A 20,758-nucleotide genomic window follows, 5' to 3' on the forward strand; every position below is an offset into this window, starting at 1 on the left:
GTTGAAACTTAATCCTACATTAATAATGGAGAAGTATATTTGTCAATAGACAAGTATACTTTTAATAGTATTATGCAGCCATTTTTTAACTTTTATAAACAAAGCCGCTACGTCCTGATTTGTCTGATATCTATCCTCCTTTTACAAATTTCCTGTAAGAAGGATGATACTCCCCCCAATTATCCCATCGGAAGTAACGAAAATATAAACACCTGGATATTGGATAGCCTGAAGCGTTATTATTATTGGAGCGATGGGCTGCCTGCTAAACCTGGTCTTAACCGGGCTCCGCTGAATTTTTTTTCCGCTATACGCAATCTCAACGATCGCTTTTCTTACATTTTATTACCTGATGATCCATCAACGGTTACTCCTACCAACAAAAGCCAATATGGATTTGATTATACAACAATCAAAGAAAAAAATACAGGTTTAGTTTTTGGAGTAGTTAAATTGGTTTTAAACGATTCCCCCGCATCCAGGTCTGGCTTGAAACGTGGCGATTACATCAGTAAAATTAACGGTAAAACTATAACCCAGGAAAATGCCGCAGCTTTACAACAGGAATTGCTTTCGGGCACCCAGGTTAAAATCACTTTTGCCGAAGTAAATGGTAATGAATTAAAAGATATTGGTTCTGCTGAATTAACGGCTGGTTTTACTTTTGAACAACCATCGGTAAGCAATATCACCAATAGCAACGGCACTAAAATTGCTTATTTATATATATATGATTTTAGCGCCGGATTAGCTACCTCGCTTTACAATACTTTTATGGGGTTTAAAAACGCGGGTATAACAGAGCTTATTCTGGATCTTCGTTATAACTCAGGGGGACAGGTTGCAGAAGCCGCCGGACTTTGTACTATGATTGCATCCGGAGTAAATTATACCACTCCTTTTATCACTTATAAAGGGAATAAAAACGGTGGCACCAGATCCGAATCTTTAGGAGACGCTGCTTCCTTTGATCATACGTTAAATTTTAATACGCTTTTGCAATCTAACCTGAACTTAAAAAGAGTATTTATTTTAGGAACAGGTGCCACCGCTTCCGCTTCGGAAGTGATGATCAATAACTTAAAACCGTATTTGCAGGTTGTGCTGATTGGCGAAAAAACAAGAGGAAAAGACGAAGCGTCATTTAAAATTTATGACGCAAGGATACCTAAGCAAGTGGAATGGGAAATGCACCCCATTGTTTATAAGCTGTTTAACGCAACAGGAAATGGAGGGTATAGTGCTGGCATAGATCCTGATATTGGTGTTACAGAACTGAATGATCTTCCTTTACAACCTTTTGGAGCATGGGAAGACCCTTTAGTTAAGGCTGCTCTGTATCGAATTTCCGGTAAGAATACCTTAGCAATTTCACATCTAAAAGAATCCAACAAGATGAGTCTTGCAGCCGGTAACGTACTGGCCGACTCCCGCATACTAACTACTTCTGCAAGTACCGTAATTACTCATCGGTGAGCTGGTAAAGCTTCTCTTACAGTTAACATTAACTTCAAATTACCCGCTTAACTTGCAATGCTTAACCTCCTGCTATATGAAACATTTGGACAACTTATCTATCAAGGAACTTTTGTGCCTTATCCAAACCGGAGACACCGATGCTTTCGCTGAAGTTTATAAATTATATAGAAGAAAAGTATATTGTTTTGCCTACCGTTTTGTACGTTGTGCTGAAGACGCCAGTGAGCTAACCCAGGATGTATTTGTTCGGTTATGGGAAAACAGGATGAAAATTAATCCGGATAAAAATTTTGAAGCTTACCTGTTTAGCATGGTCCGCAGTAATTTTTTGGATGCGCTAAAAAAGCAAGCCAGAATGTCTGTTTATCGGACAGCAAACGCAGAGGAACCAGCTTTTAATTCAACGGAGAGTTATATGGATTTTACAGAGTGCAGGCAGATAGCCATGAATGCCATTGAAACACTTTCACCCCAAGCTAAAGTAGCTTACTTATTAAGCAGGGAAGATGGTTGCTCGCATGAAGATATCTCCAGGCAAATGGGCCTTTCAAAAAATACGGTAAATAACCACATTAAAAAATCCTTAACCCACATCCGTACCCGCATCCGTTACTTGTCTCCGGATACTGTTCTTCCTTTTGTGCTGTTCATGCTGGTGTCTTTTCCTGAAATAGGTTAGCGTTATTCCTTTCTTAATACTATTATTTAAGTTATTGCCCGGAAGGGCAATTATTGTTTTGCAACGTCAGCAGCAAAACTGTTTGGTCCTGAGTAACCCCAGAGCATACGGGCCATTTTGTTATAAAAGTGGGTTTACATGGTTTACACAATTTACGGTTAACATGCATATATATTATTGATAATCAATTAATTGTGTAATTTTATACTAAATTTGTGTTAACCGACTTTACAGAGCTTTTTGTGCTTCTCAGTAGCATAATAATTTCGCTGCCGGAAATTAAAAAATCATTATTTGATATAATTTTCCTTATTAAAGGTTTCCTGGTAGGGTTTTTATAAAAAAAACATAATAAATTATTGTACTGATTATGAGCTATTTAAATTGGGTTGTAAAATATATCACCTGATCATATAGCTATTAAACCCTCCCCGATCTTATATACATATATAAGTAGTTATAAAATACCGGGATTATAAAGGTGGAACATCAAGAGGAAATCAGAAGATTGTTTAAAATGTACCTGGAGGGCAAAACAAACGCCAGTCAGAATACCATTTTGTTTCACTATTTAAACGATAATAAAAATGCAGAACAGGAATTATCTGATTTGATGAATGATACCTGGGAGCAGGAACCTGCGACCAGGGACGACTCGGTTGAAGCGAATGAGGGCCTTGAGCAGTTATGGACAAAAATTGACCATAAGAAACAAAAAACGATTCAACGTTTCCAATTGCTTAAATATGCGGCCTCATTAGTGATGATCTGCTCCGCCGTATTTGTATACAAAGCCAATCAGAAAAAACAACCCGAAAGTGCCAAATCAATTGCCTTTATCACTAAAACAACCGCAAGCGGAGAAAAAGTAAAAATGCTGCTGCCAGATAGCTCGGTTGTTTACCTGGGTAGCCGGAGCAGGATCTCCTGGCCCGAACATTTTGAAAAAGGGAAAGTTAGAAATGTTTCTCTCGAGGGTGAAGCTTTTTTCGAAGTGAAACATGATGCTGCCAGTCCTTTTATTATCCGTTCTGGAAAAATGGAAACCCAGGTTCTGGGTACCTCATTTAATATTTATGCTTATCCGGAAGATAAAATATTTACCGTATCAGTAAGAACGGGTAAAGTAGGTGTAACTGAAAAAAGCGCGGGAGTCCGTAAGATGCTATCACTTTTAACACCTGGGATGAAAATAGCCTATAATAAGGATAATGGAAAGTTCAGGATTAATGTTGGGCAGTTTAATGAAGCAGATAGCTGGACAAACAATCGTTTTGTATTTCACGATGAAAATTTAAGCTCAATCCTGGTTAAGCTTGAAAGGTATTACAATGTTCATTTTGAAGTAAGGAGCTCTAAGCTAAAAGCGTGCAGGTTTAACGCCACTTTTTCAAATATAAATATTAACGAAGTGATGACACAGTTACGAATTATGAGCAGTGGTCATATCAAATATAAAATTAGTGACGACAAAACAACAATAGCCTTGTGGGGGGAGGCTTGTGAATGAAAATTTAACCTCGGGCTAAAATCCGTATGCAAAAGCTTGCACAAAGAAATAGTATTAACAATAAGAAACCGCCCTGCGTCAACAGAACGGTTTCAAAGAAATAGTTTTTAACTCGTGAAAATTAAAAATCGTCGTAAACTTATGAATATAAGCTTTTACAAAAAAGTAATTAAACATTTTTCCAGATTTAGCTGCAGGGTAATCCTGTTCATATTCTTGTTATTTTGCCATGTTTCCGGCAACACATTTGGCTCGGCTCCAGAGCAGGTAAAAGCTGCGGGCAACATCAGCCTGAAATTAGTAGCCGTAAGTATCCCTCAAGGACTGGCCGTATTAGAAAATAAGGCAGGTTGTGTAATCAATTATAACAAATCTATTTTCAATGAAAGCAGTCGTATCAATATCGATGTAAAAGATGTATCCCTAACCCAGGTATTAAAACAAATGCTGGCCGGTACTCACGTAGGGTTCAAATTTGCCGATGAACATACCGTACTCCTGTACAAGCTGCCCGCACCGGTAAAACCAGGTAAGATCAGTGGGAAAGTGCTGGATGAAAAAGGGGAAACTCTTCCCGGAGCCTCTGTAAGGATAATTGAAACCGGGAATGGTACGCAAACTAGTGTAGATGGCGAATATATACTAAGTGTTGCCCCCGGTACTTACACACTGGAGGTCACTTATATCTCTTACCAAACCATGCGCATTAATGGGGTGGTGGTAACCGAGGATAAGAACACTCCTTTAAATATTGCGTTAAAACCGGCAAGTTCGGCATTAAAAGAGGTAGTTGTTACCGCCAGTTATCGCAAGGCATCAGTAGATGGACTGCTTACCCGTCAGAAAAATGCTTCGGAAATTAGTAACGGCATCAGTGCCGAGCAGCTTGCCCGCACCCCCGACAAAAATATTGGCGAAAGCTTAAAAAGGATTAGTGGGGTGAGTACAATTGATAATAAGTTTGTACTGGTAAGGGGTATTGGTGAACGCTACAATACAGCCATGTTGGATGGAACGATACTGCCAAGTACCGAGGCACAGAGCCGGAACTTTTCTTTTGATATGATCCCCGCAAGCCTGGTGGATAACGTGGTGGTGAGTAAAACCATTACACCCGATATGAATGCCAGCTTTGGTGGCGGCCTCATCCAAATTAATACCAAGGATATCCCGAATGAAAACTTTATGAGTTTTACTGCCGGTGCATCATACAACGACCAAAGCACCGGCAAAGATTTCCTGAGCCACAAACGCGGAAAATATGACTACTTCGGTTTTGACGACGGCCGGAGGGATTTTCCCAAGGATCTGGTTCATACCAACAGAAATACCGATCCTAATCGTGCGCTTTCTGACGCGGAATATCAAAAAAAGGTAGTTGATCAAAGTAAAAGGTTTACGAATGACAACTTTACCATGTATAAGTATAAAACGGCCCCTTCGCAAAACTACCAGTTTTCTATAGGCCGTTTATTAACATTGGATACTGCAAACAATAATAAGTTAGGTTTTACAGGAGCCATAAGTTATCGTAATACGCAAAATATTAATGTTATAGATGATCAATCCAGGGGCGACTGGAATATTCAACGACCCGACTTGAATACCGGCGCGGCCTACGTATTTAACACCACTTTGGGTGCATTGTTAAATGTGGGTTTGCAACTGGGTAATAACCGTTTTAGCTTACGCAACACCTATACTCATGTGTATGATAATACATTGACAAGGATAGCGGGGTACGATCTCGTGAATGGTGATGGTGCTTTGAAGGCCAACCAACCGCCAAACAGGGTTTTGGAGGCAGATGACCCAACTTATACCACTTTGTTGCAAAATAAACTAAGCGGACAGCATCAATTGGGAAAAGTAAAAATTGAATGGGATGCTGCCAGAACTTCGGTAAGCAGAGAGGAAAAAGACGCGGGTATTGCCTCGAGTCGCCCTGTTTTGGTAGGTGACAGCTATCAGTATTTTTATTATGGCAGCAAAATTACGGAACCCAGGATATCAGAAACTTCCCGTCAGCATGCTTTTAATAAAGAAAGTCACTATTCCTGGAACCTGTCGGGTACCCTGCCATTTACATTTGCAGGCATCCGTAGCAGTGTAAAAGCAGGCTATTTCGGCAATCAAAAAAATGCGGAATTTAACTGGCAGATAGCGGCTTTGGCAACCACCGAAAAATATGCGGATAGCGTGGGGTACAAGCCTATAGGGCAATTGATTAGCCCCGAAAATATTGCTTATGATAAATATATATATGCTATAGATCCCTCCTTTGTAGATAGTTACAAAGGCAAAAGCCAAATACATGCTGGTTATGTGATGTTGGATAACCGCATATTTGATAAACTCAGGCTGGTTTGGGGTTTACGTGGCGAGTATTATAAATATACCGAGATTAAACAAGGCGCAATTATTAAAGGAGGCGCAGAAAATATATTTTCAGTAAAGCCCGATAAGCGCTGGCAATGGCTCCCTTCGGCTAATTTAACCTACAGCCCTATACAATCCCTGAATATCAGGGGGGCTGTTTCCAGCAGTGTGGTAAGGCCCGAGTTGATGGATAATAATCCATTTCTGAGGTATAGCCCTACATTAGATGCTTTATATGGTAACAAGGGCTTGTATAGCACCCGTATCAACAGTTATGATCTTAAAACTGAATGGTTCCCTGGTTTAGGTGAAATTATCTCTGTAGGGGGTTTTTATAAGCGGTTTGATAAACCTGTAGAATTGAACGCCATTATGGTGAATGGTAATCCTAATTATTACCTCCAAAATGCGGACTGGGCAAATGTATATGGCCTTGAATTTGAATTGCGTAAAAACTTCGGCTTTATAGCTGACGAGGGGATCCTCAAAAATATAACTGCTTATGGCAACCTTACCTTACAAAAATCAACTGTACAAAATACCTATACTGTAGACCCCGGAAGCGGCAAACCATACATACAAGTTCCCACTCAACAAAAACGATCCCTGTATGGGCAATCGCCTTACCTGTATAATCTGGGGCTTCAATACATCGGCAGCCACCTGGGTTTTAATGCGGCTTATAATAAATCGGGGCGTAAAACCTATATCGTTAGTGACGACCCTACTTTCATTGAATATGAAAGGCCAAGGGATCAGCTGGATATTCAAATTAGCTACCGTTTCCTGAAAAATAAGATGGAAGTTAAATTCAACATGGCTAACCTTACTAATAATATATTCAATGTTTACCGCAACACAGCCAGTTACGAAAAAATTCCCGGGTATACGGGTGAACCTGGTAGCGACAAGAGTAAAGGATTACGCCTGAAATCCGGATTCAGTAATAATTACGAAAAAGGTGACCAGGTGATGTTTCAACAAAGATTCGGGCGCACCTACAGCACATCACTTACTTATAATTTTTAACAATGAGAATACATCATGAATGTAGATATATAATGGTTAAACAATAAAAAATGGAGGAAAAAATAAAATCCTGTTGTGCCATAAAAATAAAACGAAGGGTGCTCGACAACCCTTCGTTTAAAAACCGAATAGTTTGCTTGCTATCGGCACAACCAGGATATGAACCCTGAAAGTAATATAAAAGTTCCCGAAAGGATGCCTGTTACTAAGCCTGGGGCTTAGCCAGAAGATCGATACAGGTGAATTTTGTTCGACTGTAAAGATAATAAAAAAACTAAGTCTGAAAATAGCTTCTCCTTAAAGTTGAGATGCTATTGTTCTGAACTACAGGAAATTCCAAGTAAACCGAATAATTGGGGGTTAAAAATTAACTACCTCCCTGAAAAACAAAAAACAACAAAATGAAAAAGTTATCTTTAGTAGCCCTGTGCCTTGCTGCCGGGATTTTAGTAACATCTTGTAAAAAAGGAGCCAATGAAGGTGCTTCATTTGATAACCGCAGCACTGCTGCTGCTGATTACAGCGCTTCATCACTGCCGGTAACTACCGTAAGTGGCGACATTACCACTAACACTACCTGGGATGCTGGTCATGTTTGGGAAATCAGTGGTGTTGTTACCGTTAGAAGCGGTGCTACACTGACTATCAATGCAGGTACTTTTATCAAATCAACCGTAAATACTCCGAACGTTCAAAACGGTGTATTGGTAATTGCAAAAGGCGCTAAAATTAATGCTGTTGGTACTGCTACCAGCCCTATCGTATTTACCAGCCGTTACCTGTTAGATGGTAATGCCAGCACTGTTGGAAAACCTGGTGATTTTGGTGGTGTTATTCTTTTAGGTAACGCTGTAATCAATGTAGGCGATAAATTAATTGAAGGTTTGGCTGATGATCCTAAATTTCACTATGGTGGCACAAATGATGCTGATAACAGCGGAACAATTCAGTATGCCCGTATTGAATATGCCGGTTACGTGTTAGCTCCAAACGTTGAAGTGAACTCTTTAACTTTAGGTGGTGTTGGTAGCGGTACTACTATCGATCACGTACAGGCTTCTTATGGTCTTGATGATGGATTTGAGTTTTTTGGTGGTAAAGTGAGCCCTAAGTTCCTGGTTTCATTTGCAAATGATGATGATCAGTTTGACTTTGATAACGGCTTTAGCGGTAATATCCAATACGCTATCGCTGTAGTTGATGCTTATTCAACTCATAGCGCCAGCAGCGGTGCCAGCGATTCAAATGGTATTGAGTCTGATAATAACGCTCCTGCTGAAGATGGAACTTTTAGCTTATTGCCAAAAACTCACCCAACCTTAGCTAACTTTACTGTAGTAGGTACTTCTGCCGCTACTTTAACTCCGGCAATTACTGCTCCTGGTCTTAAATGGGCTTTCCGTAACCGTCGTGGTGCCGAGGCTGCAGTAAGTAATTCATTATTTACCGGTTATCCATCAGGTATCGTAGCCGACGTTGATGCAAACGCTTCACTGGTAACATTAACTAACGTTTCTGTTCATGGCTTTACTGCTGCAACTTCAGTGTTGGGTTCTGGCGCATTTAGCTCAACTGGTTTATTAACTTCAACAGCAGCTGCTGCTCCTACCTGGGGTATAACTCAGCCGTTCTATAATTCAGGTGCGGTTAATTTTGGCCCGGCACAAACTCGTGGTGCCATTACTTCAGCTTCTGGTAACTGGGTAGCCAACTGGACTAAATTTACTTTCTAAAACTTAGCATAAGTTTTTTTATTACAACCGGGGCATCATTGGATGCTCCGGTTTTTAAAAAATATTACATATTAACAAAAATTCATGATCAAATTAAAATACTTACCCTTGGTCTTCGCGCTGTTTTTACTGGCGTGTAAAAAAGAACAGTTGCTCAATCCTAACCCGCCCCAAACCGTTAACCTCACAATCAAAGGTTACATAACAACAAAAGATACCCTGGAGTTTGTGCTTAATAATAAGGTATTAGGGCAAGGCTTTGATGCTAAAATCACCTTAAACGCTACTCTTTTCAACGCCGGCGATAAGATCCAGATCCGTAAAAAAGCAGATAGTAAAATAATCGGAAATATTGACGTTGCGGCAAGCCCTTTTAATCAGGTTAAAAAGATATTTTATGATGGTACCACCTTATCAAATAACATCGAACTGACACCGGTGACAAATCCCGAAAATATGGGCATACGGTTAAGGTTCAGTACAACTGCCACTGATTTTTATGGCGGACCGGTTGATATTGAAATTTTTGAATACTCATCTAATAACGAAACATATGAAAGTACTTATCGCTCCATAAAAGAAGCGAAAAATGTAACCGGGGCATTTGGAGATTTTATCGAATTAGAACCGCTTACCAGTACAGAGCTCTTTACTAAAGGATATAAGATAAAAGTATATAAGGCCGGGACAAAGGAGTTACCCTATACCAGTATGGATCACGTTTTTCTTGATGACCCGGATAATAATTACAGTGATGTCATAAGCTTTACTGCAGGGGAAAGCAAATTGCTTTCAGTTTCCCCCAGTCATTATGAAGAAGCTCCGGGTGATGTAGTTAGTGGTTACCAAATTGAGGATATTTCATTTAATTTTAAATAATAAGATTTTTTTCATTTTAAAGCTTTTAACTGACTCAATCAATTATATAAAAAAGTAGCAGGTAAACATGTTCGTGAAAGACAAACTAAAACAACAACCTTCTTTAGAGGATTTTTCCGAACATTGTTCGTCAAATAGTAACCCTTATCTGCTCATCACCGGGAGCCTTACGGCGCTGGGTGGTTTAATCATATTTTCGCTGATCATCTGGTTAGGACGCGTGTGTATCCAGTAAGAGCATACACACGCGTCCTAACCATATTCAGCGTTACCACTTATACTCCAAATCACCTGCTGCATTATTTCCTGAAGATGCGAGGCATTAGCTCCTTTTGCCTTAAAAAATAAATTTTTAGAAAAAAGTTGAAAATAAATTTGCGTAACTCAGAAGTTACATATACATTTGAGTAACTTAAAAGTTACGCATTATGGCAAAGATCATTCAACACCAATTTTTTTACCCAAATCCGCCAGAGGTGGTTTGGGAGTATCTGACAAAACCTGAGTTAATTGCTCAATGGTTGATGAAAAACGATTTTCAGCCCACCGTGGGGCATGAATTTAATTTCCATGCCAGTCCCATGCCCGATATGGATTTCGATGGCGTTTTTCATTGCAAAGTTTTAGAGATCACTCCTTTCAAAAAGCTTTCCTATTCCTGGAATTTCGGACCCGGCGATGGATCGCTAACCACCTCCGTAGTGAACTGGACACTTACTGAGAAAGACAATGGCACCGAGCTTTTACTGATACATCGCGGATTCGAAGGCACAAATAACTTCCTGTCAATGTTCAACTCTATGGAAAAAGGCTGGTTAGAACTGATCCAAAAACTTTTGAAAGTAATCAACAACACAGCAAATGGAACAACACAGGCTTGATGCATTCCAGGTAATTGCCGACCCGAGCCGGAGACAAATGTTATACCTGCTCTCGAAAGATAGTTTAACCATTAATTCACTGGCCGACAACTTTGATATGAGCCGCCCTGCCGTATCCAAACATATTAAAGTATTATACAACGCCGGTTTTATTTCTATACAGGATATAGGCAGGGAACGGCACTGTATTTTGAAGCAGGAGGGTTTTAACGAATTACATAAATGGTTAGAATATTTTGACGCATTCTGGGGTAGCAAATTGAAAAATTTAGAAGCCCTGTTAAATGAAAGAACAAACAAAAAATAAAACAATAGAAATCATGAAAAATCAAAGTTTCAACGCTGCCATTTTGGTAGACCAAACCCCAAAACAAGCTTTCGATGCCATCAATAATGTTCGTGGATGGTGGTCGGAAGAAACTAAAGGAGATACTGATCAATTAGGCGCGGTATTTTACTATCATTATCAGGATGTGCATACCTGCACCTTCCAGATCACTGAATTGGAGCCTGGTAAAAAAGTTGTTTGGCATGTGCTGCAAAATCATTTTAATTTTATTAAAGACCAGACTGAATGGGTGGATACAGACGTTGTATTTGAAATTGCCAGTAAAGGCGACAAAACAGAGATCAACTTTACGCATGTTGGACTTGTACCGGCATATGAGTGTTACGATATTTGTTTTAACGCCTGGGGTACATACATTACCAAAAGTTTGTATGACCTTATTACCAAAGGCGAAGGCCAGCCCAACCCGATAGAAGAGTCAGTTAAAAAAGCTCAGGAAATGAGGGCGGAGTTATAAATAAATAGAAAGGGTAAAAAATGAGAGATCAGAGTTATACCACCGTTTTTACGGTTGACCAATCCCCGGAGAACGTTTTTGATGCTATCAACAATGTTCAAGGATGGTGGACAGAAAACATGGAAGGCAGTGCACAAAAACTAAGCGATGAATTTGAGGTTCGGTTTGGAGATGTGCATTATTCCAAACAAAAATTGATAGACGTGATCCCCGATAAAAAAATTGTTTGGTTCGTTACCGATAGCAAGCTCAATTTTGTGAAAGACAAAAGCGAGTGGACGGGCACCCAAATTATTTTTGAAATTGCCGAATATGGCAGCAAAACGGAGTTGCGCTTTACACACGTAGGTTTAACGCCTCAATATGAATGTTATCGTGCCTGTTCAAGTGTCTGGTGCGATTATATCAATAACAGCTTAAAGGAGTTGATCACCACGGGTATAGGACAACCCGCAGGAAAAGAAGAGATGAGTTTTTGACAAGCAATCCGAAATTCAGACCCCTAAAGGTGCTATAAAGCCCCCAGTTTTCGCTGGAGGCTTTTGGTTTGTGTGGTTAATAGGTGTGCTGAGATACTATTTAATATCAACACTAAATTCATTACTCGTTTTGTTCTCACGGGTAACTATAATATACTTTAAAGTTAGAGGCTTGCCATTGGTCATTGGCGATAGTATTGGATTTGAATACAGATCAGCAGTATTATCGGCCTTATGTCCATCTACGGTATAGTATACTTTGCTGTCAGCAACAAAAGGTGTAATGGTTATTCTTTTTCCTTTGGTTGCCGCGTCATCAGTAATTATCACATTAGCTTCCGGGATGCGGTAGTTTATGCCCGACTTTTCTATAGATTCTAAAACTAGCGGCAGCCTTTTGCTGGTAAAATCTTCATAATTCTTATTCTCGGTTTTTGTCCAGCCAACTTCTGCCAGTGCAATAGCACGTGGAAACAGCATATATTCTAATTTGTTGTTGGTAGATATATACTCCGTCCACATATTGGCCTGCACACCCAAAATGTGTTTTTGCTGATCGGCGTCTAATGCCGCTGGCCGCGGGTTATAATTATAAACCACATCTAAGGGTAGGAAACCTCCAATAGCCAAAGGTTCTGTTTTAGCATCTTTAGCCTGGGCATGATCTATATACATATTGCTATTGGGCGACATGATTACGTTATGCCCTTCTTTGGCTGCCTGTATACCACCTGCCTCGCCTCTCCAGCTCATTACAGTTGCATTGGGCGTTAGTCCGCCTTCCAGTATTTCGTCCCAGCCAATTAAGCTTTTGCCGTTTTTATTTAAAAACTTTTCTATACGATTAATAAACCAGCTTTGCAGTTCGTGCTCGTCTTTCAGCTTATTTTCATGGATGATCTTTTGTGCCAGCGCCGAAGTTTTCCACTCATCCTTAGGAACCTCATCACCACCAATGTGGATATACTTACTCGGGAAAATGGCCATCACTTCGGTTAAAACATCCTGTAAAAATTGAAAAGTGGGCTCGCCGGGATTGTAAATGGTATTATGTACTCCCCAGTAACCCGGTACTTTGTACGGACCGGTTCCATTACCTAATTCGGGATAGGCAGTCAATACAGCAGTACAATGGCCAGGCATTTCAATTTCGGGTATTACCTCAATATTTCTTTCGGTCGCGTATTTTACAATTTCACGGGCCTGCTCCTGGGTATAAAAGCCGCCGCTCTTTTTGCCATCATAAATAAATGGCTTGAAATCATAATATTGACCAATAATGGTCGAATCGCGCCAGGCACTGATGGTGGTTAGCTTCGGATATTTTTTTATTTCCAAACGCCAGCCCTGGTCGTCTGTTAAGTGCCAGTGCAGGGTATTGAGCTTTAGGGATGCCATTACATCAAGGATTTTTTTGATCTCGTTGGCATCAAAAAAATGACGGCCAACATCCAGCATCAGGCCGCGGTATGAAAAATTGGGCTCATCATTAATGTTCACCACGGGCACCAATAATTGCTTATCCTTTTGCTGGATAAGTTGTAATAATGACTGAACGCCGTAAAACACACCAGCTCGGTTTCCCACGATATTAACGCCCTTATTGGTTACTTTAAGCTGATAACCTTCATTTGAAGTTTTTGCAGATGCCGAGGTATTTAAAACAATAGTATTTGCAATGGCTGCATTATTAATATTTAAGGTAAAACCGTACCTTTTTTTAAAAAAGTAATTGAACATACCGGCCACTTTTTGGGCATCAGATTCTTTGGCTACGATACTGGTATGCTGACTAATGATAAACTGACCGACACCTTTTTCGGCAAATGCAGGCTTGGGCACAATGGTTACTTCGTCGGCTTGTTGGGCAAATGTGGTCCGTCCGACTAAAATCAGGAGGAATAAGAAGAGATTTTTTTTCATAATTAATTTAGAGCAGGGTCATCCAGCATTTTTGTGCCAGATGGGTTATTTGATATTTGTAGTTTAAGTATGCGATTTTAAAGCCCGGTAAATTGTTTATATAAACCCATAGCCGTTAAAGTAGGATTTAACCTGGACGATGTGATGTTTAGCCTTACCTTTTGAGCGGTTACGGGTTTAAAGCGGATCAATCTTTTGGCACCAATAGTAGTGCCTTCGGCTATTTGTTCCCAGGTTGTTCCATTAAAATATTCCAGGTTGAATTTTTCGATACGCTGACCGATAGTGATGTTTTCCTGCAGGCTCAATACATCAAAAGTTTGAGGTTTTGGCAGGCTGAATTCTATTACTGACGTGGTGTCGCTGCCTTTAGTAGTCCAGTAGTTATGGATACTGCCGCTTAACAAAGCTTTGGTATTAATACCGTTTGATGAGTTGATCTTCGCTCCTTTCAGCAGGTTGGTTTTAAATGTTTGATCGATGATGTTTTTCCATGCCATCAAATTTTTCTGATCGTGCTCGTTAATCAAACCTCTTTTGTCTGGCGGAATATTGAGCAGCAAAACTGAATTACGCCCTACAGAACTATAATAGATATCCAACAGTTTTTCGGGAGATTTTACCTGGTTATCTTCCGTTTCATGATAAAACCATCCCGGTCTTATAGATACATCTGTTTCGGCAGGATACCATACCAGGGCTTTCGCCTTGCTTATTTTTTCACGGTTTCCCAGATCACTCCCGGTCATATCTCCTTTAGGTTTAAAAGCGATATCTTTTTGCGAATCTTTTTCTGTACCCGCATTATTTTGCTGATCGATAGGGATAACGCTCCATTCAGATACACGGCCATAACCGCTCTCGGTACCCACCCAGCGTACGTCAGGCCCCATAATGGCTATTACGGCCCCGGGTTGAAGTTTCCGAATCAAACTGTACCAGGCATCAAAATGGTACACCGGTTTCTTACCATTCGGGCCTTCGCCGTTGGCCCCGTCAAACCAAACTTCATCAACCCGGCCATAATTGCTCAGCAATTCGGTGAGCTGGTTCATGAAATAAGCATTGTACTTTTCGGTATCGCCATAATCGGGATTGTTCCGATCCCATGGTGATAGGTAAACACCAAAACCAACGCCTTGTGCATGACAAGCATCGGCCACTTCTTTTACTACGTCTCCCTGACCGTTTTTCCAGGGGCTGTTTTTTATAGAGTGCTCGGTGTACTTACTCGGCCACAGGCAAAAACCGTCATGGTGTTTGGCTGTGATGATCACCTGTTTTATCCCGGCCTGTTTGCAGGTGCGTACCCATTGGGCGGCGTCTAACGCGGTTGGATTAAACAGTTTGGCATCTTCTTTACCCTCGCCCCATTCCCGGTTGGTAAAGGTATTCATGCCGAAATGTAAAAACGCGGTAAACTCCAACTGCTGCCAGCGTAATTGCCGTGGCGAAGGTGTAATATGCGCTGCTTTATTTACAATTTCCTGTTGGGAGTCTGTGGGGCTGACCGCCGTGTAATTTTGTGCAAAAGCCGACGAGCAAAAGCCTATGGCTATTAAGGATAATATAGTTTTCATTTATTTAGTTTACATTTTCTGAAACCGGACGATTTATCACCGGGCCCTTTTTTCTAATTCTTCAAGTGGAACGATCAACAATTTTCCTGCGGGGGCATTTCCTCTAAATGATTGCGCCCTTAATTGGTAGATGCCCTTGGGGATAACTATTGGAGTACTGCCATAACGGGCGCTGGATGTATCGGGGTTGGTATTGTCCAGGGTATAGTAAATTTCCAGGCCGTCAATATCTGTGCTCAAAGAAGCCACTAGCTGTTTTTGCTCATCGAGTTTTGAAGTCGCAAGTACATCAAAGGCAGCTGTGGCATAATTGATGTGCGCGGCATCTAAAACTTTAAATTGAGGCTCTAGTTTTTTTTGAAAATTAGCCCAGTTTTGTTTTGCCCGTGGCGACCAAAAAACTTCGGATAATGCCAGGGAACGTGGCCATGTCATGTATTCGGCATGCCGCCCGGTAGGTACAGCTTCCGACCATAAATTACCCTGTCCTCCCAAAACCAATGTACTGTCTATCCCTGCCGGAATGGGGTTCCATTGATAAGCTGTTTTTAAACGCAGCATATCGTATGTGGAAGGTTCTAATTGCGGATCGCCCTGGTAAAGATCTAAGTAGGTATTGCTGCTGGGGGTAAAAATAACCTGATGCCCTTGTTTGGCGGCCTCTATCCCTCCCTGCATACCTTGCCAGCTCATCACCGTTGCTTCGGGAGCCAGCCCGCCTTCCAGAATTTCATTCCACCCAATTATTTTTTTCTTCTTTTTTTTCAGGATTTTTTCCACTCTTTTTATAAAATAGCTTTGCAGCTCGTGCTCGGTCTTTATCCCCTGTTTTTTCATGAAATCCTGTACCACGGCCGACTGTTGCCAGAAGTACTTTGTAGCTTCGTCACCGCCGATATGGATATACTCTCCAGGAAACAAAGCAGCTACTTCCGTAAAAACTTTATCCAGAAAGGTGTACACGCGTTCGTCTGCTGGGTTTAAGGTGTTGTCGTCGATATTATAAAATTTACTTCCGGGGTTTACGGAATAGATATATCCTGTTGCGGATAAATAAGGGTAAGCAGCAATAGCTGCCAGCGAATGGCCGGGAACATCAATTTCGGGTACAATGGTTATATGTCTTTCGGTAGCGTAGGCTATAACCTCTTTTATATCCTGCTGGGTATAATATCCGCCATAAGTAGCCTTTTCATTTCTTTGAGGTGGATCATAAGACCACCATCCTCCTGTTCTGGGTACACGCCAGGCGCCTACTTCTGTTAATCGGGGAAGTGATTTTATTTCGATGCGCCATCCCTGATCGTCTGTTAAATGCCAGTGAAAAACATTGAATTTATAGCGGGCCATGTCATCAATATATTTTTTCACAAAGTCTTTTGAAAAGAAATGCCTGCTTACATCCAGCATTAATCCGCGCCATTTTAACCGGGGATAATCAACAATTTCTACAACAGGAAGGCTACGCGGCTGCTTATTGGCTTCGTCTGAGAGGGAAAGCAGTTGTCGTAGGGTTTGTAAACCATAAAATATACCCGCCGTTTTACGTGCCTGCAGTTTTACTTCACTTTCTGTAATGGAAAGCTCATAGCCTTCGTCATTACCGGGATTGTTTAATGTCGGATTTAACAATAGTCTGATGGAGTGCTCCGGTGCCGTTGTTTTGTTTTTTACAGGCAATGTAATACCTGTTACTGTATTTATCCATTCATTAGTACGGTTGCCCAACGCGGTAAGTTCCGGGCTACCAGAGGGGATGATTAAAGTGGTATGGTTGTCGATAACAAACCTGCCTTTACCTTGAACCAATGATACCGGTTCGGGGATAATGGCCGTATTGTTTTGTGCATAAGCTACAGAGCAAAAGCCTATGGCAATTAGGGATAGTATATGTTTCATTTACTTAAGTTGCATTTTAATATCATCACGCCATGTGATGGGATACTGATAGATATATCCCCTTCCGGAAACCGAATGGGTTGCTTTGTCCATAGGTCGGTTATCGTAACAGGAAGGAGAGGTAATTCAAAGTTTAATATATTGATGTTGGAGGCGATCGTGTTATCTGAAGCGTTAAGGAGTGCGATGATAAACGATCCATCCTCCATCGGTTTTTGCCAAACCTCCAGCTGGTTATCCATCAATTTTAATCTTTTAGCCGCTTTACCTAAGGCATCCTGATCAACAGTAATCATCTCTTTATTTTTGAGTAGCCGAAGTGTAGCATCATCAATATATTCCATATTAGCACCTATCAGCAGCGGGGCGCTCAGCATGCACCACATGCTAAAGTGTGTTTTTTGTTCTTCTGCACTCAGGTGGTTTACCCGCTTTTTACCATCCTCATCGTTGCCGCCAATAGTGCCGATCTGCAAAATATCCGGATCGTTCCAATTACCTGGTTTTACATAAGCGGCTTTATCAGCCAGTTTTTTCATCGCGTTATGAATGGAGCTCCAATTATCGCGGATATCTTGTTCTGTTCGCCAAAGCTGTCCTCCGGCCTCGTTTCCCCACTCCCAAACATTACCCATACCATACTGACACAAGGAAAAAATAATATCACGCTGCTGTTGATGTAAAGCACCGGCCATTATTTTATAAGGTTTCATATACTCGGCGCGGGAAGTATCTTTAGCAAAAGCACCATAGCTGCACCAGTCGTATTTGAGATAATCAAAACCCATATCCGACCAATATTTAGCATCCAAAAGTTCGTGCTGATAACTTCCTGCTGCCCCTCCGCAGGTTAAAGGACCGGGAGATGAATATATACCAGCCTTAAAGCCCTGGCGGTGCAGTGTTTCGGTCATTCCTTTCATATCGGGAAAGAAAGAATTGGGTACAATGTTGCCGCTGCCATCTCTTGGAGCGCCTTGTCGGGTGGTTAAATTGTCGGGGCCCTCATAATAGCGGTAAACTTTATTGTCTGGCTGAGTCTTGAGTTCGGTCCAAACCGGGTTGTTTTTAACCGGCTGATTGGCCCAGGGGTCATCTAGCTCCAACAGGCTCCACCCCAATTGCTGCAAGCCTTTTTCTTTCATCAGTTTGGCCGTCAGTTCAATTTGTTTTTGGGTTACATTTCGCCCGTAACTATACCAGCTGCTCCAGCCCATAGGCGGTGTTAATGCCAGCCGCGGTCCTATGACCAATGAAAATACGCGGGTAGTTTTTCCAAATTTATTTTTGGCCGTTAGTTTAATGGGATAGGTTCCGGCGGTATGAATTTTACCGGTGATTATTCCTGTATGCGCATCAAACTGTACCGTTGAGGGTAAGCCTTTTGCTGCCATCAGGATAGGCTGGGCGCCAGAAACCGGGACCGGGTAAATAAAAACTTTATCCGGGCGTGCGCCAAATAACCGTGGTCCATTAATCTGGGGAATTGAATCCTGTTGTGCATAACAATACCCGCATAGCAATACATGGGTTATTACAGTAAAAAATTTCTTTACCATTTTTTGATAAATATGATCGGTGTTTATAGGTTTTCCGTTTTCACAATATAGCTCTTTTGTTTTCAGGTTGATACAGTTTTTGTTTTAAATAGAGTCTCAATAAATAGCTTCCGGCTATTAACCGGAAGCTTTGTAATAGATATAGGGTTTGTTAATTATGGGCATCCGCTGGCTGTACTGGCCTGGGTACTTGCCGTATAAACACCATTGGTGATAGTCCCGGCGTAGGTAGTACCCAAGGAGGCAACGGCAGTAGTGTTAATTGCTGCATTGTCCAGTTGCCAGTATAGTTTTAAGTTGGAAGCATTGGGGTGGCAGGTTCCCAGGCTTTTGTTCATCCAGGCAGATATAGTTGACTGATTGAGCGCTGCATTCCAAACTCTTATTTCATCTATTTTCCCGCTCAGATAGGTGTTGGTAGATGTGGTAGTCTCCGACCCGGCCAGAAATGCTGCGGTATTAGTGCTGCTTGTTGATGCTGGTATAGTGCCCGAAAAAGTAAGCGTTTGCAAGGTGCCGTTGATATACAATTTAAGCTTTGACGCATTGGTGCTTTGTGTGCCGTCAAATACGACTGCAACATGGTACCATTGACCTGCGGAAACTGCATTGGCCGCTGTATAGCCATAGCTATTACTGCCGTTACCTAAAATTACATACAGGGAATTGTCGCCGCCGCCTGTTTGTAGGGCAATCCGGTCGGTACTGGTATTGCTTTTGGCTAAAATGTTATTCCATGAGCCAATAGCGTTAAAGTACACCCATGATTCGAGGGTAAAAGCAGCGGCACTTTTAAGCTGTGTAACATCACCGGCAGATATTTTTCCGGAAGAAAGTGAAACCGCGTTAGTGCTTGAAGTTGTTTGCGGCGGGTTCATCATTTGAATGGCCTGGCGGGTATAAATATTATGAACGCCGTTGGCTATTTGATAATACTCGTTGTCGATACCGTATGAGCCAACGCCTCCTTTAGTGCCTTGTGTAGGCTGCCAGCTGGCATATTGATAAATTTGTACCGGGTTATAAACATAGCTGGAGTTTTGCCCATCGCCAGAGCCATCTTCAAAATCAACAATAGGTATAAACTGATTTGGCCTGATGTAAGCAGAATAAGTATTAAAAGTGCCGGTTAATGAACTGGTTTGGCGCCAATAAGCTTGTTGATACAAATAGCTGATAAAAGTAGAAACTTGTCTGAAAAAACTGCTGGTGCCATCTTCATTGGTATCTAAAATCAAGAGCTTTCCGGTTGTTGCTTTCGGGCCAAAGTACTGGCTTAAGGCACTCATCAAGCCCACATCGGCGGTTAGCGTTGCGCCCGACGGAATACTCTCTACATCCAGATCGATTCCATCATAGCCCGTGGCGTTGTAGCTGTTGTAAGTAGCCAATGCCCATGCCGCGTAACCCGTGCTATTATTAGTATAGTGATTGGTATAGGAGGTATCAGATGTGGTATTGGGCAAACCTTGTGTATTTACAATTTTTGTTCCCTTGGCATGTAATGCAGGTATGTAAGTATTTTTTAAAGCAGGCCAATAAGGCGAGCTGGGAGGTGTATAGTCGGTAAAGTTGGAGATGATATCTACACTATCCGGCATATCGGTCATGGCCGGGCCATTAACATCTCCGGATACGGTTTTATCGCCCCAGGTACGGTAATAACCAACCATGAGCTGGTGAGCGCTGTTTTTGTAAGCGATCAGATCGGCATTGGTGGAGGTAACGTTTAAATGACTTGCTACCGAATTAACTGCCGGTTGTTTTGTGCCATTGTGGATATCCTTTTTACAGGACGTAACACCTGCAATAACGCAGGGGCACAGCATGAACAGCCATGTCTTAACTACAAAGATGTTTTTTTTCATAATAGGTTTTTAAAAGGTTATAAATGAAGACGAAAACTTGTTAGCGATAGACTGTTTGGCGGATAAGGTTTGTGA

16 protein-coding genes are annotated in these 20,758 nt (G+C 41.4%); 11 read left to right on the forward strand and 5 right to left on the reverse strand.

Features of this window, described 5'->3' with window-relative positions; all coding sequences use genetic code 11:
* Positions 1–72 precede the first annotated feature (72 nt).
* The 11 genes from BW976_RS06020 to BW976_RS06065 all read left to right on the forward strand — a co-directional run bounded on the left by BW976_RS06020 (position 73) and on the right by BW976_RS06065 (position 11,854).
* Complete coding sequence (locus tag BW976_RS06020; protein WP_076371415.1) at positions 73–1,476, forward strand: S41 family peptidase; 1,404 nt, start codon at positions 73–75, stop codon at positions 1,474–1,476.
* 76 nt (positions 1,477–1,552) lie between these two features.
* Positions 1,553–2,158 (forward strand): RNA polymerase sigma factor, encoded by a 606-nt coding sequence (locus tag BW976_RS06025; RefSeq protein ID WP_076371417.1) that lies wholly within the window; start codon positions 1,553–1,555, stop codon positions 2,156–2,158.
* Positions 2,159–2,639: 481 nt separating this feature from the next.
* The gene (locus BW976_RS06030; RefSeq protein ID WP_139332213.1) at positions 2,640–3,668 is read left to right on the forward strand and encodes a FecR family protein; all 1,029 of its coding nucleotides are present in this window, start codon (positions 2,640–2,642) and stop codon (positions 3,666–3,668) included.
* A gap of 141 nt (positions 3,669–3,809) precedes the next feature.
* Positions 3,810–7,076 (forward strand): TonB-dependent receptor domain-containing protein, encoded by a 3,267-nt coding sequence (locus BW976_RS06035; protein WP_076371421.1) that lies wholly within the window; start codon positions 3,810–3,812, stop codon positions 7,074–7,076.
* A 401-nt stretch (positions 7,077–7,477) separates the two neighbouring features.
* Positions 7,478–8,809, forward strand: coding sequence for a hypothetical protein (locus BW976_RS06040; RefSeq protein ID WP_076371423.1), 1,332 nt, complete (start codon positions 7,478–7,480; stop codon positions 8,807–8,809).
* Between the two features lie 84 nt (positions 8,810–8,893).
* Positions 8,894–9,688, forward strand: a complete 795-nt coding sequence (locus BW976_RS06045) for a hypothetical protein (protein ID WP_076371425.1) — start codon at positions 8,894–8,896, stop codon at positions 9,686–9,688.
* A gap of 67 nt (positions 9,689–9,755) precedes the next feature.
* Positions 9,756–9,923, forward strand: a complete 168-nt coding sequence (locus BW976_RS29250) for a hypothetical protein (RefSeq protein WP_175614052.1) — start codon at positions 9,756–9,758, stop codon at positions 9,921–9,923.
* Positions 9,924–10,116: 193 nt separating this feature from the next.
* Positions 10,117–10,569: an SRPBCC family protein gene (locus BW976_RS06050; protein WP_076371427.1), complete on the forward strand. Its 453-nt coding sequence runs from the start codon at positions 10,117–10,119 to the stop codon at positions 10,567–10,569.
* Positions 10,550–10,876 carry an ArsR/SmtB family transcription factor gene (locus tag BW976_RS06055; RefSeq protein ID WP_076371429.1) on the forward strand — a complete coding sequence of 109 codons (327 nt, stop codon included), beginning with the start codon at positions 10,550–10,552 and terminating at the stop codon, positions 10,874–10,876. Before BW976_RS06050 ends, BW976_RS06055 begins: the two co-directional genes overlap by 20 nt.
* A gap of 13 nt (positions 10,877–10,889) precedes the next feature.
* On the forward strand, positions 10,890–11,375 hold the full coding sequence (locus tag BW976_RS06060; protein ID WP_076371891.1) for an SRPBCC family protein: 486 nt from the start codon (positions 10,890–10,892) through the stop codon (positions 11,373–11,375).
* Between the two features lie 20 nt (positions 11,376–11,395).
* Positions 11,396–11,854: an SRPBCC family protein gene (locus BW976_RS06065; protein WP_076371431.1), complete on the forward strand. Its 459-nt coding sequence runs from the start codon at positions 11,396–11,398 to the stop codon at positions 11,852–11,854.
* A gap of 96 nt (positions 11,855–11,950) precedes the next feature.
* On the opposite strand, the gene BW976_RS06070 is transcribed toward BW976_RS06065, so the two are convergent.
* The 5 genes from BW976_RS06070 to BW976_RS06090 all read right to left on the reverse strand — a co-directional run bounded on the left by BW976_RS06070 (position 11,951) and on the right by BW976_RS06090 (position 20,683).
* Positions 11,951–13,777 (reverse strand): beta-N-acetylhexosaminidase, encoded by a 1,827-nt coding sequence (locus BW976_RS06070; protein WP_076371433.1) that lies wholly within the window; start codon positions 13,775–13,777, stop codon positions 11,951–11,953.
* 77 nt (positions 13,778–13,854) lie between these two features.
* Positions 13,855–15,357 carry an alpha-L-fucosidase gene (locus tag BW976_RS06075; protein WP_076371435.1) on the reverse strand — a complete coding sequence of 501 codons (1,503 nt, stop codon included), beginning with the start codon at positions 15,355–15,357 and terminating at the stop codon, positions 13,855–13,857.
* A gap of 36 nt (positions 15,358–15,393) precedes the next feature.
* Positions 15,394–17,256, reverse strand: coding sequence for a beta-N-acetylhexosaminidase (locus BW976_RS06080; RefSeq protein ID WP_076371437.1), 1,863 nt, complete (start codon positions 17,254–17,256; stop codon positions 15,394–15,396).
* Complete coding sequence (locus BW976_RS06085; RefSeq protein WP_076371439.1) at positions 17,253–18,815, reverse strand: putative Ig domain-containing protein; 1,563 nt, start codon at positions 18,813–18,815, stop codon at positions 17,253–17,255. The genes BW976_RS06080 and BW976_RS06085 overlap by 4 nt, the downstream gene beginning before the upstream one ends.
* A 155-nt stretch (positions 18,816–18,970) precedes the next feature.
* Positions 18,971–20,683 (reverse strand): EndoS/ChiA family endoglycosidase, encoded by a 1,713-nt coding sequence (locus BW976_RS06090; RefSeq protein WP_076371441.1) that lies wholly within the window; start codon positions 20,681–20,683, stop codon positions 18,971–18,973.
* Between the last annotated feature and the right edge of the window lie 75 nt (positions 20,684–20,758).

Origin of the sequence: Mucilaginibacter lappiensis (assembly GCF_900155965.1) — a bacterium.
GTDB classification, from domain to species: domain Bacteria; phylum Bacteroidota; class Bacteroidia; order Sphingobacteriales; family Sphingobacteriaceae; genus Mucilaginibacter; species Mucilaginibacter lappiensis.

Bases quoted from the DNA above. Each gene is read 5' to 3' on its own strand.
- BW976_RS06020 (WP_076371415.1), top strand. From the start codon at position 73: ATGCAGCCATTTTTTAACTTTTATAAACAAAGCCGCTACGTCCTGATT.
- BW976_RS06025 (WP_076371417.1), top strand. From the start codon at position 1,553: ATGAAACATTTGGACAACTTATCTATCAAGGAACTTTTGTGCCTTATC.
- BW976_RS06035 (WP_076371421.1), top strand. From the start codon at position 3,810: ATGAATATAAGCTTTTACAAAAAAGTAATTAAACATTTTTCCAGATTT.
- BW976_RS06040 (WP_076371423.1), top strand. From the start codon at position 7,478: ATGAAAAAGTTATCTTTAGTAGCCCTGTGCCTTGCTGCCGGGATTTTA.
- BW976_RS06045 (WP_076371425.1), top strand. From the start codon at position 8,894: ATGATCAAATTAAAATACTTACCCTTGGTCTTCGCGCTGTTTTTACTG.
- BW976_RS29250 (WP_175614052.1), top strand. From the start codon at position 9,756: ATGTTCGTGAAAGACAAACTAAAACAACAACCTTCTTTAGAGGATTTT.
- BW976_RS06050 (WP_076371427.1), top strand. From the start codon at position 10,117: ATGGCAAAGATCATTCAACACCAATTTTTTTACCCAAATCCGCCAGAG.
- BW976_RS06055 (WP_076371429.1), top strand. From the start codon at position 10,550: ATGGAACAACACAGGCTTGATGCATTCCAGGTAATTGCCGACCCGAGC.
- BW976_RS06060 (WP_076371891.1), top strand. From the start codon at position 10,890: ATGAAAAATCAAAGTTTCAACGCTGCCATTTTGGTAGACCAAACCCCA.
- BW976_RS06065 (WP_076371431.1), top strand. From the start codon at position 11,396: ATGAGAGATCAGAGTTATACCACCGTTTTTACGGTTGACCAATCCCCG.
- BW976_RS06070 (WP_076371433.1), bottom strand. From the start codon at position 13,777: ATGAAAAAAAATCTCTTCTTATTCCTCCTGATTTTAGTCGGACGGACC.
- BW976_RS06075 (WP_076371435.1), bottom strand. From the start codon at position 15,357: ATGAAAACTATATTATCCTTAATAGCCATAGGCTTTTGCTCGTCGGCT.
- BW976_RS06080 (WP_076371437.1), bottom strand. From the start codon at position 17,256: ATGAAACATATACTATCCCTAATTGCCATAGGCTTTTGCTCTGTAGCT.
- BW976_RS06085 (WP_076371439.1), bottom strand. From the start codon at position 18,815: ATGGTAAAGAAATTTTTTACTGTAATAACCCATGTATTGCTATGCGGG.
- BW976_RS06090 (WP_076371441.1), bottom strand. From the start codon at position 20,683: ATGAAAAAAAACATCTTTGTAGTTAAGACATGGCTGTTCATGCTGTGC.